This is a genomic window from Brevibacillus brevis (assembly GCF_031583145.1).
Taxonomy (GTDB): domain Bacteria; phylum Bacillota; class Bacilli; order Brevibacillales; family Brevibacillaceae; genus Brevibacillus; species Brevibacillus brevis_E.
In genome coordinates this window covers 1,412,693-1,423,801 of record NZ_CP134050.1, presented here as the reverse complement: position 1 = coordinate 1,423,801, position 11,109 = coordinate 1,412,693, and the positions used below count along the sequence as shown (strand labels likewise).

At 58.8% G+C, this 11,109-nt stretch carries 12 protein-coding genes and 1 riboswitch; of the genes, 2 read left to right on the top strand and 10 right to left on the bottom strand.

Translation table 11 applies throughout. The features are described 5' to 3' along the window. The 10 genes from RGB73_RS07270 to cobO all read right to left on the bottom strand — a co-directional run bounded on the left by RGB73_RS07270 (position 1) and on the right by cobO (position 8,831). Complete coding sequence (locus tag RGB73_RS07270) at positions 1-651, bottom strand: precorrin-8X methylmutase (RefSeq protein ID WP_310770495.1); 651 nt, start codon at positions 649-651, stop codon at positions 1-3. 2 nt (positions 652-653) lie between these two features. Next, positions 654-1,427 (bottom strand): precorrin-6A reductase, encoded by a 774-nt coding sequence (gene cobK, locus RGB73_RS07265; RefSeq protein WP_310770494.1) that lies wholly within the window; start codon positions 1,425-1,427, stop codon positions 654-656. A gap of 12 nt (positions 1,428-1,439) precedes the next feature. Next, a complete protein-coding gene (locus tag RGB73_RS07260) occupies positions 1,440-2,393 on the bottom strand; it encodes a sirohydrochlorin chelatase (protein ID WP_310770492.1) in 954 nt (317 codons plus the stop codon). 63 nt (positions 2,394-2,456) lie between these two features. Beyond that, complete coding sequence (gene cobJ / locus RGB73_RS07255) at positions 2,457-4,205, bottom strand: precorrin-3B C(17)-methyltransferase (protein ID WP_310770490.1); 1,749 nt, start codon at positions 4,203-4,205, stop codon at positions 2,457-2,459. Positions 4,206-4,284: 79 nt separating this feature from the next. Further along, complete coding sequence (gene cbiB, locus RGB73_RS07250; RefSeq protein WP_310774175.1) at positions 4,285-5,238, bottom strand: adenosylcobinamide-phosphate synthase CbiB; 954 nt, start codon at positions 5,236-5,238, stop codon at positions 4,285-4,287. 12 nt (positions 5,239-5,250) lie between these two features. Further along, positions 5,251-5,901, bottom strand: a complete 651-nt coding sequence (locus RGB73_RS07245; protein ID WP_310770488.1) for a histidine phosphatase family protein — start codon at positions 5,899-5,901, stop codon at positions 5,251-5,253. After that, a complete protein-coding gene (cobS, locus tag RGB73_RS07240; RefSeq protein WP_310770486.1) occupies positions 5,898-6,635 on the bottom strand; it encodes an adenosylcobinamide-GDP ribazoletransferase in 738 nt (245 codons plus the stop codon). The genes RGB73_RS07245 and cobS overlap by 4 nt, the downstream gene beginning before the upstream one ends. Further along, the gene (gene cobU, locus RGB73_RS07235; protein WP_310770484.1) at positions 6,632-7,180 is read right to left on the bottom strand and encodes a bifunctional adenosylcobinamide kinase/adenosylcobinamide-phosphate guanylyltransferase; all 549 of its coding nucleotides are present in this window, start codon (positions 7,178-7,180) and stop codon (positions 6,632-6,634) included. The genes cobS and cobU overlap by 4 nt, the downstream gene beginning before the upstream one ends. Next, a complete protein-coding gene (cobD, locus tag RGB73_RS07230; RefSeq protein ID WP_310770482.1) occupies positions 7,177-8,283 on the bottom strand; it encodes a threonine-phosphate decarboxylase CobD in 1,107 nt (368 codons plus the stop codon). The genes cobU and cobD overlap by 4 nt, the downstream gene beginning before the upstream one ends. Beyond that, a complete protein-coding gene (gene cobO / locus RGB73_RS07225; protein WP_310770480.1) occupies positions 8,283-8,831 on the bottom strand; it encodes a cob(I)yrinic acid a,c-diamide adenosyltransferase in 549 nt (182 codons plus the stop codon). The genes cobD and cobO overlap by 1 nt, the downstream gene beginning before the upstream one ends. Before the next feature lie 143 nt (positions 8,832-8,974). Then, positions 8,975-9,189: riboswitch (cobalamin riboswitch) on the bottom strand. A gap of 193 nt (positions 9,190-9,382) precedes the next feature. Here cobO and RGB73_RS07220 point away from each other — a divergent pair. Beyond that, positions 9,383-10,420: a hypothetical protein gene (locus RGB73_RS07220; RefSeq protein WP_310770478.1), complete on the top strand. Its 1,038-nt coding sequence runs from the start codon at positions 9,383-9,385 to the stop codon at positions 10,418-10,420. Between the two features lie 108 nt (positions 10,421-10,528). Further along, on the top strand, positions 10,529-11,059 hold the full coding sequence (locus RGB73_RS07215) for a cysteine hydrolase family protein (RefSeq protein WP_310770476.1): 531 nt from the start codon (positions 10,529-10,531) through the stop codon (positions 11,057-11,059). Positions 11,060-11,109 lie beyond the last annotated feature (50 nt).

Below are 11,109 nucleotides of genomic sequence, written 5' to 3'. Positions count from 1 at the left end.
TTATCCCAACCGTTCCGCCATGATGGAAATGGCGTTGAGGGCCGCTACCGTTACCGTACTGCCGCCCTTGCGTCCGATGTTGGTAATGAACGGAATGTCCAGTTTGGCCAGCTCTTCCTTGGACTCTGCCGCAGACACGAAGCCGACCGGCATCCCAATCACAAGACCCGGCCTTGCCTCTCCTTCCTTCACCAGACGGATCAGCTCGAGCAGGGCGGTAGGGGCGTTGCCGATGCAGTAGATGCCGCCGTCCGCTTCCTTGACTGCCTTGCGCATGGAGATGATCGCGCGGGTCGTGTTGAGGCGCTTCGCCTCTTCCATGACATCGCGGTCGGAGATGTACACTTTCACCTCGCCGCCGAACTTCTCGATGCGGTTTTTGCTGATGCCGACCTGCACCATCTGCACGTCCGCCACGACCTTTTTCCCGCTGCGGATGGCTGCGATGCCCGCCTGGACGGCGTCCTTGTGGAACACCAGGCTCCGGCCGAGATCGAAGTCTGCGGAAGCGTGGATGACACGCTGTACGACAGGGAATTGCTCATCGGTGAAAGGGTGCTCCCCGAGCTCATCGGCGATGATTTGAAAGCTCAGGTCCTCGATTTCTTGGGGCTGCACCGTCATTGGCTTGAATTCGGTACGAAAATCCATGGTCAGTTTCCTCCCGTCACTTGGTTCAGTTGGCTTAGCACCTGGCCGTAATCGGAAAACTTGGTGCCGTAATCGATCTGCGGACGGCCGATGACGATCGTCTCGATCCCCATTTCCAGGGCCGCCTCCACTTTTTCGTCGAAAGCGCCCACCTTGCCGCTCTCCTTGGTGATCATCAGCGTCACGCCGTAATGGGCGTACAGGGCCTTGTTCAGCTCTTTGGAAAACGGTCCTTGCATGGCTACAATGTTTTTCTGCTCGAGACCGAGCTCTTCGCATTTCTGCATGTTGTCGATGCGGGGGAGCATTCTCGCTACCAACGTGGTATCGGGCAGGCCCAGCAAGCGATCCGTAAAGGTCTTCAGCGTCTTGCTGCCGGTCGTCAGCATGATCACGCCGCGTTTGTCCGCCGCCAGCTCAGCTGCCTGCACGTAGTCGTCCACCACGATCAGCTTTTCGCTTCCGGGTGCGGCTAGGCTTTCGCGCTCGTAGCGGATGTAGGGAACGCCTGCTGCCTTCGCTCCTGCCATCGCATTTTTCGAGGCTTCCTCCGCGAACGGATGGCTGGCGTCCACGACTGCCCGCACGCCCTTATCAGCGATCAGCGCCTCGATGTCCGCTGCAGTCAAACGGCCTACCTGGACCGGGACTCCTGCTTCCTCCATGCTTTTGGCCGCATTGTCGGTCACGACGGTCGTGAGCAGGTCATACCCCGCCTGTTGGATCAGCAGGGCCAGCTCACGCGCATCGCTCGTTCCAGCCAATACGAGAATCATCTGGCGTCCCTCCTACTTGGTCACGTGATCGTGCTTGTGGTCATGATGGTGATCGTGATCGTGGTCATGGTCGTGATCATGGTCGTGATGGTGGTGCCCATGGTGATGATGGTGGTGATGCCCATGGCCGTGCTCGTCGTCGTGATGGTGATGGTGATGATCGATGTGCTCCATCGCGGCCAGACGGTACTGACAGGTATCGCAATTCAGCTTGACCTCGCCGTGCAGGGCTTCTTCCACGCGGTCCTTCAGCACTTCCTTCAGCAGCGGGTGGAATCCGAAGTACTCTGCCATCGTGAACTGCGCCTCGGGATATTTCGCACGGAACTGCTCCAGCTGGTCGCTCATCCGCTTGATCAGCACGCCGGTGAACAGGAAGTACGGCAAGACCACCACATGGCGGGCGCCCAGCTTCAGGCAGCGCTCGATTCCTTCCTCGTACAGCGGATAGGTGACGCCCATGAATGCCGTTTCCACCCACTTCGCCTTGTAGCGCTCCCAGAACAGGCGGGACATCTTGTAAATATCGCTGTTGGCGTCCGCATCGCTGCTGCCTCGCCCGATCACGAGCACAGCCAGGTCGTCGTGCTCCTCTCCGGAGACAAAGCCCGCTTCGCTCATCCGGGTCGTCAGGATATTGATGACCTCGTCGTGAATGCCGATCGGGCGTCCGTAAATGAACTGGACGTGCGGATGCAGCTCCTTCGCTTCGTCAATCGCCGCCGGAATGTGGATTTTGGCGTGCCCTGCCGAGAACAGGATGATCGGGATGACCGCGACGCGGGTCGCTCCTCGTTTCACGCACGTGTTCAGCCCTTGCAGCATGTCGGGCCGCTCGAACTCCAGAAAGCACGTCTCGATGATGGGTACATCCAGCTCAGGCGCAAGCGAAGCCACGAACTGCCTGATCTCCTCGTTGCCCTCCGGATCCTTGCTGCCGTGTCCCACAAACAGTACTGCGTCCATGTAATCTCCCCCTGAAATGTTGGTTGTTTTGACTCCAGCCGTTTTGGCGAGGCGGCCTGCCCTTTAGTCCCCGCACGCGGCGTTTTCGATTTCGATCTTGGCTACCTCGCGCCACGCGAACCCTTCCAGCTCGCCTACCCGCTGGAAAAACTTGTGGAACCGCTCGTTCGGGAATGCTTCCTGCTTGAAGCGCGTCACGATGCGCTCGACCAGCGGCACGATTTCTTCTTTCGGGATGCCTTCCGCGACCGGTATCCCCGCATGCGCGTTGCGTCCGACCGTCTTTGCTCCGAGGAACAGATCGAACTTCCCTTTGCGAAACACGATGCCGATGTCTTCCTTGACTGCTCCGTAGCAAGCCATCCCGCAGCCGTTGAAGCCGATTTTCAGCTCTTTGGGCATCTCCCTGCCTCCGAGCTTTTGGTGCAGCTCTTCCGCATACGGAATGCCGTCCTTCTTCTCCCCGTCGCAAAAATCGCACGCCTTGACCTGAACCACGTCCCCGATCGGGCTCAGAATCAGTCCCAGCTGGCGCAGCCGTGATGTGATCGCTTCCGGATTTGCCGTTGGCACGCGCAAAATAATCTGGTGGTGAGGCGTGTACTCCAGCTCGCCTTTTTCCCCTGCCACTTCGGCGAGGGCGAGCATTTGCTGCGGGGTGATCTTTTTGTTCGCGACGCCAGGGCTGACCGCACACTCGAAGATCATCTCCGGGACGAAGGACGAGGCCGTGCGCGCTCCGGTATACCCGGCCGGCTGCGTAGAAATCCCCTTGGCTTCGTTTGCGAGAGAAAGCGCCTGCATCGCCCAGTCTAGCGGCGTTTGCTCCGCCTCTTCTGCCGGCTGCGCTTCGAGGACAGCCGTGGCAGTCACCGTTCCCTCTGTTGACGAAACGTGCGCCGGTGACCCTCCCGCTCCCTCTTCGCCCCGGGATGGAGCGGATGCGATTGCAGCTGTCGGTGCCGCATGGCTCTCTCCTGCCGCCTCCAGCGACCACGGCTCGTTTTCCACCCGCAGGCGCTGATGGGGCTTCAGCGGCTGCTCATCCGCCGTCAAGGTGTACTTTCTCTGGTAGCCGCGCGGCGTAATCATTTTGCCGTCGTACACGAACGTGGACGAGTTGCCGATGATCACGGTCGTCAGCATGCCGATGTCGTGCTCCAGCATTTGCGAAAGCGTCGTGATGACGACATGCTCGCGCTCGCGAAACGCGCTTTTTACGATCCCCACCGGCGTGTCCGGGGAACGGTGCTGCAGCAAAATGCGCTGCGCCTCCACGATCTGGCGGGTCCGCCGTCCGCTGCGCGGGTTGTACAGGGCGATGACGAAGTCCGCCATCCCTGCCGCGTCGATCCTTCTGGCGATGAGCTCCCACGGCGTCAAGTGATCGCTCAGGCTGATCGTGCAGGCGTCATGCATGATCGGCGCACCCAGAATCGCCCCGCAGGAGTTGATCGCGGAGATGCCCGGCACGATTTCGATCGGTACGCCGGTCGCCTCCGTCCAGCCTTTTTCCACCAGCACCTCGTAGACCAGACCGGCCATGCCGTACACGCCTGCGTCGCCGCTGGAAATGACGGCGACCTTTTTGCCTTCCTCTTCCGCCTGACGCACGGCTTCACGGGCCCGCGTCACCTCTTCCGTCATGCCGGTGCTGACCACTTCCTGGTCGGTCAACAGCTCGCGGATCAGATCCACATAGGTCGAGTAGCCAATGATGACATCACTCTCGGAAATCGCTTCCCGCGCCCGTTTGGTGATGTGCTCGAAACTTCCCGGGCCAAACCCGATCACAAACAACTTGCCGCTCATACGGCCCCTCCTCTCCACTGGCGAGCTTTTCTCCGCGCAGTGTCCGTTTTTCGCTCCAATCGATATCTCATTTCCCACGCTATCCGAGCAAGGCGGCGATCGCCAGACAGATGGCCAGGCAAAGCAGGGAAGCGAGGTACATCAGCCGCACCGTCGAAAGAATATCTGCTGCCGCGAGCGGCCTATGCCGATCGCCCATTCGGGCCCGATCGGACGGTACCCCCTGGTAAAAATTGAGCCCCCCGAGCTGGACGCCCAAGGCACCTGCTACCGCCGCTTCCGGCAAGCCGCTGTTGGGACTCGGGTGCAAATGCGCATCCCGGCGAACGATTCTCCAGCTTTGCCGAAAGTCCAGTCCCTGCAGCCGGCTGGCCAGCACCAAAAGAAGGGCGGTGAGCCGGGCGGGGATGTAATTCAGCACGTCGTCAAAACGGGCCGACGCCCAGCCGAGATTGGCGTACTTCTCGTTTTTGTAGCCGACCATCGAATCTAGCGTGTTGGCCGCCCGATAGGCCATCGCAAGCGGCGCCCCTCCGATGGCCGCGTATAGCAGCGGCGAGACGATCGCGTCCACGATGTTTTCCGCTACAGTCTCCACAGCCCCTCGGCAAATTTCCGATTCGTCCAAATGTTCGGTATCACGGCCGACTACCATGGATAGCGAGCGCCTCGCAGCCGGAAAATCGCCCGCCGCCAGATGCTTTGCAATTTCCAGACCCGCGTCCGCCAGGCCCTTGGTGGCGATCGTCGTGGAGATGAGCCAGGCGCTCAATAGCCAGGCGAGCACCGGATGAATCCACGCAGCCGCCCAGACGACCAGCCAGACCACCGCGTAGCTGCCGGTTACGATCAGCAGCGGAAACAGAATCCCCGCCGCTTTCAAGTGTTCTTCCCGTTTGACCACCGCACGGATGACAGCCTCCAGCCGCGCGATCCACCAGCCGATGACGACCACGGGATGCGGCAAGCTGCGCGGATCCCCCACCACGCGGTCGATCAAATAGGCGGCTGCCAAAATCAAAACCTCGTTCATCATGATCCTCTCTCACTTCGTCACAGATTGCGCGGTCCAGCGCTGTCCGTCCCAGTCCACCAGAAGCGCCTCACCGTGCCTTGCGCCATCTACCTGCCAGTAGCGTCCCGGATCCTGCTCCAGCCACGCGGCCTGGAACCAGCGGATGACCCCGCCGTGCGTAACGATGACCACCGTCTTTGGCGGCTCCTCTTGCGGCTGCCTGGTCTTCCTGTCGCCAGTGCCAGTCGCCCTGTGCATCAGCTCGGCCAGCACGCCGCGCAGCCACGAATCGACCCTCTCGCCCAGCTGCTCCAGGCTCTCTCCATTGGGCGGGGAACAGGCGAAGGGATCGTTGTACCATCTCGTTGCCCGTTCCTCGTCCGTCTTCATCAATTGCTCATATGTAAAAAGCTCCCAGTCGCCAAACGACAACTCTCGAAGGGCAGGCACCGTCACTACCTGCGTGCCCCACACCTGCGCGAGCGGCTGCGCCGTCTGCACGCATCTGCACAGGTCGCTCGCATAGAGCCGCACAGGGCCATCGATCAGGCCGGTCCATCGCTTCGCCAGCTCTACCGCTTCGCCTTTTCCCCGCTCGTTCAGCGGCACGTCGCTATGTCCCAGATACCGCTTCTGCCGGTTCATGTCCGTCTCGCCGTGGCGCACCCAGAGCCATCTCATGTCCACCAGCTCCCTGCCAGAATCAGCAGCATGACCGCTTCGCCGCTCTCTATGACCGCTCCGTAGCAGTCGCCGTTCAGGCCGCCCAGCTTGCCAGCTACCGCACGGGAAAACCACAGGGCAAAGAGGAGCGACACCACAATCGCCGTCACGGCCGCCCAGCCTCCGATCAGCCAGCCCGCTGCCGTCAGGACGATGTAGCCGAGCCAGATCGAACCTGTAGAAAGCCCTTCGCTGATCCCTTTTCCGATGCCCTTGTCTGCCGATAGATACGGCCACAGCCGGATGGACAGCAGCACATGCGTCCGGGCGGCAAAGGGCACGAGCAGCAGCAGCACCCAGTCGGTTCGGGACAGCTCGGCCACAGACGCCGTCTTGAGAAGCAGCAGCAAAATCGCTGCCAGCACTCCCATCGCTCCTACCCGGCTGTCTTTCATGATCGCCAGGACTTGTTCGCGCGGCCGGCTGCTGCCCAGCCCGTCCGCGAGGTCCATCCAGCCGTCCAGATGTAGCCCTCCGGTGACGTAGACCCACACGGCAAGCGTCAAGACCGCCGCCAGCAGCGGGCTAAAGCAGTAGAGCGCCGCCTGGTGAACGCCGCACAGCACCAGTCCGATCACGATCCCGACGGCCGGGTACCAGTTGACGCTTTTCTTCCAGGCAGATTCGGACGGCCGAAGACGCGGAACCGGAATTCTCGTAAAAAACGCAAGCGCGTGCAAAAACGCATTCATCCCTTGATCCTCCACGGAATCCCCGCCAGAACTGCGTAGACCGTATCCGCCTGCCGGGCAGCCATCTGGTTCACGTCGCCCAGCACATCAGCGAACCAGCGCCCCAGCCGGTTCATCGCTACGCCGCCGAGTCCCACTTCGCTGGTTACCGCGATGACGGTCTGCCCCGGACTTGAGCCAGCGGCGACAGCAGCCAGCCATTCCTGCGCATCTGTCAGCACCTCTCGCGTAATCGCTTCGCTGCGCCACTCCTCTTCCGATACGCTCATCAGCCGGTTGCTCACCCATGTCGACAGGCAATCCACGAGGACGACGTCATATCCGGAGCAGGCGGGCAGCGATTCATCCAGTCGGCCGCCGACCTCGACGCAGCCCCAGCTCGCAGGACGGCGAGCCCGATGCCGCTCGATTCTCGCAGACATTTCGCCATCCCAGGCTTCTCCCGTCGCGACGTAGAGCACGGATTCACTCGCCTGCTGCGCCAGCTCCTCGGCGAAGCGGCTTTTTCCGGAGCGGACACCACCCGTCACCAGTATGAGACTCACTTCGCCCACCTTCCCTCGCGCCAAACTTCACGCAGAGCGGATGTCAGCCGTTCGTTCTCTTCCCGCCCCCGGACCGCGATCCGTACGTCGTGATCGGTCAAGCCGGGATACATCGCGCAGCTGCGGATCAAAATGCCTTTTTTGCCGAGCCGCTCCTGCAACTGCCCGGCTGTCATTTCGGCAGGCAGGCGGAGCAGCAAAAAGTTCGCTTCCCCCGCCCATACCGTCCATCCCAGCTCACCGCGAATGAAACCGCTCAGATACGCACGCTCTTCTGCGATCAAGTCCCGCGTTCGCTGCTCGTACTCCCGCTCCGCGAGGCACAGCTCTCCCGCCCGCAGCGCCAGCGCATTGACGCTCCAGCTCACCTGCTTTTCGCGCATGCGGCCGATCACCTCCGGATGGGCGATGGCATAGCCGAGACGCAGGCCGGGAATCGCGTACATCTTGGTCATCGAACGCATGAGGATGACGTGCGGAAAGCGGTCGAGCTGCCCGGCCAGCGAGTACTGCCGCTCCTCCTCCACAAAGTCGAGGAAGGCTTCGTCCACGACCAGCCACGTTTTCGTCTGCTGCGCCCAGTCCGCCATTTGCAGCAATTCATCAGGCTGGTACACGATCCCCGTCGGATTGTTTGGAGAGCCGACGAAAATCATGTCGGTTTCCTCAAACAGCCGACGCAGCTCGCTCATGTCCGGCTTGTACCCGTTTTCCTCCATGCCGCATATGCCAACGACCTGTGCATCAAACTGCCTGGCCAGCTGCGCGTATTCGGAAAAGCAGGGATACACCACCCCAACCGTCCGCGGCTGCAGCCCGAGTACCGCGAGCGCCATCGCCTCCGCGGCTCCGTTCGCAGGCAGAAGGCACTCCTCTGGCACGTTCAGGCGAGATGCAAGCGCCTGGCGAAATACCCGGTGCCCCGGATCCGGGTAGCGCGTCACATCGCCCAGGGAAGCGAGCAGCATTTGCTTGACGCTGTCCGGCATTCCCAGCGGGTTGATGTTGGCGCTATAGTCGAGGAAATCGCCGGCAGCCACGTCAAACCGCTGCGCTGCCGTCAGCAGGTCGCCGCCATGGCCGTATCTTTCCAGCACCTCCATCAGAATTCGACCCCCAGCACCGCCGGGATACCTTCGTCGTAGTAATGCTTGACCGGCTTCATTTCCGTGACCAGGTCCGCCATGTCGATGATTTCCTGGCGGGCGCTTCGTCCCGTGATCACGAGGTGGATATGGCTGGGTCTGTTCTTGATGGTTTCCAGCACATCCGCGAGGGGCAGTACATCGTCGATCGGAAAGCGGTCGATGGCCAAGGCGTTGTTCAGCTCGTCGAAGATCACGACGTCATAGGCGCCGCCAAGCAGCTGCTCCCGCGCATAGCTCCACGCTTCCTTCAGGGCAGCGCGATGCTCCTCTGGCGTCTTCGTCCACGTAAAGCCGATGCCCTTTTGCACGATCTCGATCCCGAGCTTGTCAAACACGATCTTTTCCCCGTACGTCCGCTCCGGCGACTTGATGAACTGCACCATCAGCACTTTTTTCCCGCGTCCGGTGGCGCGTACAGCCAGACCGAGGGCCGCCGTCGTCTTCCCTTTGCCGTCTCCCGTGTAGACCAGGAGCAGGCCGCGTTTAGCGTCTTGTTTATTCATTGGGAATCCTCCAAATCTTGACCTGACTCTTCTTTGCTGAAAACAAAAAACGCTTTGTTCTCCCTCATAATGAAAAGGAAAACAAAGCGCGGGTTGGCAAACTGCGACAATCCTCACCTCTTCCTTTGACCCGAAGGAAATCAGTGCACACACAAAAACAGGCAGGTCTCCTGGCTTGAGCATCATAGCCCCTCTTCTCCTTCCCGCTCCCTTGTGGGCAGTGGATGGCTGACGCCGTGAAGATGGGCTCCTCTCTTACAGTGGCGGGACCGCGTTGGCATTTCACCAAACTTCCCTTTTAACCTTGCTCCCGGAAAAGGTTTTCGCAGAAACAAGGACCTGTTTGTACTAACGTATTCAGTTGTCGCTTCCTTCTATGACAAGCACTTGTTTTAATAATAGCAAATGCCTGTCGGGATTCAAGCAAAAGGTGGTAAAAAACGTGCGGGCCGCTTTCCGTCAGAACGGCTCGCTCAAAATCTTTTTACAAATCTTAGAAAAATCTTTATAGTGACAATTAGGATGATTTTCCAGATTAGGAGTGAGAAATAATGCCGAATACCGTGCAGTTTTTGTTCCGATTTCGCCTAGTTTTGTGCATGCTTTTCATCCTGACGATGCTGTTTCCTCTTGTGCCGGCTAAGGCAAAGGCGGAGCCCACAGAAGTACCCGTGAAACTCACTGTCAATGCTGAACGTACCCCGATCCGTCTAGGGGATAAGGTCATTATCGAAGCGACGACCGAGAAAAAAGGAGATACATTCCAAGTGTGGGGGAATCAAAATATTTCCTACGAGACAGTCGAGAAAGACGGTTATTACGTCTCCCGGGGTGTGCTCGATGTGAATTTCATCGGGTTTGAGCGCGTTGAATACCAAATCATTATGTACGGGGATGGGGTAAAGTGGACGGGGAATGCTTCTATCCTCATTCATGCGGAAAATAATATGCCACCCATAATCGTTCATGTTCCTTCAAAAATAACACTCTCCCCAACCAAAAACTTCGAGGTAGGAAAGCGGATCAAGTTTACGGTCACCACACCCGCCGAGGGGAGCTTTCTCGATCAATCGGAATTCCGGCTTTTTTTGAACGGCTCTAAGGATCCTTCCCAAAAGATGGAGAATGTACGCACCATCAAAAAAAATAACGAGTACAGCACAACCGGATATTTTACACCTACCAAAGCAGGAGACTTCAAGGTACAGTTTTTCCTGCAAATGTACGAAAATGAAAAGAGTCCTCTTTTAGGTACGGGAGAAATAGAATTTTCCGTCAAAGAAAGCCCTATCATCAACGTCTCCCTCTCCCCCGGCACAGCCTACATGAAAGCAGGAGAGGATATCTATTTATCGGTCGTCTATTTTATAGATAAGAGCCCCGACTTCTCCGACAGGGCCTTAAACTGGAATCAGCCAAACATCGAACCGATATACAGCATCTACGACGAAACCATCGGCGGCTACAGGTACGTGTACCGCTTCCAGCCGGAGAAAAAAGGCACCTATAACCTGGAAGTCACGATCAAGATGAATACAAAGGGCCAAAAGCGCGAGGGCAAAGCGAAGGCGAAGCTGTACGTGCGGTAAGGGATCGGTTTCCTGCATGCACCCCCAAAATAACAATCTACCGTATTGCAGGCACCGCTCCTTCCTCGTAGACTGTGTGCGGAACCATTCGGAAAGGGTGACATTGGCATGAGCAAAAAATCGGCACTGTTGATCATTGATGTGCAAGAGTATCTGATCGAGCATGCTTACCAGGGCCAGGCCTTGGCGGAACGGATCGGGAAACTGGCTGCGCGGGCCCGCGCTTTGCAGATCCCCGTCCTGTACGTGCAGCATTGCGAGAGCGAAGGCGAGTTTTCGATCGGGACTCCCACCTGGCAGATCCACCATTCGGTTACGCCCGAGCAACATGAGCCAGTGATTCACAAGTGGGCCTGCGATTCTTTTCTCGACACGCCCCTGTTAGACGAGCTTGCTTCAAGAGACATCAATCATCTGGTCATCACCGGTCTGCAAACCGAATACTGCATCGATACTACCTGCAGACGGGCCATTTCCCTCGGCTTCGATGTCACCCTCGTTCAAGACGCTCATTCGACCCTGGATAGCCGCGTGCTTTCAGCCGAGCAGATCATCGCCCACCACAATGCGGTCCTCACTGGCTTCGGCACGGAGAAAAACAGCATTACGGCAGCGGGCTCGGACAGCGTGTTCCAGTAAACCATTCAACAATCAGCCATAGCGGGGTGTCCTCCGAGAGTCATTCTTGG

What these genes read in the sequence shown, in the direction of transcription:
- cobS (WP_310770486.1), bottom strand. Translation starts at nt 6,635, where the DNA reads ATGAATGCGTTTTTGCACGCGCTTGCGTTTTTTACGAGAATTCCGGTT.
- cbiB (WP_310774175.1), bottom strand. Translation starts at nt 5,238, where the DNA reads ATGAACGAGGTTTTGATTTTGGCAGCCGCCTATTTGATCGACCGCGTG.
- RGB73_RS07260 (WP_310770492.1), bottom strand. Translation starts at nt 2,393, where the DNA reads ATGGACGCAGTACTGTTTGTGGGACACGGCAGCAAGGATCCGGAGGGC.
- cobD (WP_310770482.1), bottom strand. Translation starts at nt 8,283, where the DNA reads ATGGAGGTGCTGGAAAGATACGGCCATGGCGGCGACCTGCTGACGGCA.
- RGB73_RS07245 (WP_310770488.1), bottom strand. Translation starts at nt 5,901, where the DNA reads ATGAGATGGCTCTGGGTGCGCCACGGCGAGACGGACATGAACCGGCAG.
- cobO (WP_310770480.1), bottom strand. Translation starts at nt 8,831, where the DNA reads ATGAATAAACAAGACGCTAAACGCGGCCTGCTCCTGGTCTACACGGGA.
- cobJ (WP_310770490.1), bottom strand. Translation starts at nt 4,205, where the DNA reads ATGAGCGGCAAGTTGTTTGTGATCGGGTTTGGCCCGGGAAGTTTCGAG.
- RGB73_RS07215 (WP_310770476.1), top strand. Translation starts at nt 10,529, where the DNA reads ATGAGCAAAAAATCGGCACTGTTGATCATTGATGTGCAAGAGTATCTG.
- cobK (WP_310770494.1), bottom strand. Translation starts at nt 1,427, where the DNA reads ATGATTCTCGTATTGGCTGGAACGAGCGATGCGCGTGAGCTGGCCCTG.
- RGB73_RS07270 (WP_310770495.1), bottom strand. Translation starts at nt 651, where the DNA reads ATGGATTTTCGTACCGAATTCAAGCCAATGACGGTGCAGCCCCAAGAA.
- RGB73_RS07220 (WP_310770478.1), top strand. Translation starts at nt 9,383, where the DNA reads ATGCCGAATACCGTGCAGTTTTTGTTCCGATTTCGCCTAGTTTTGTGC.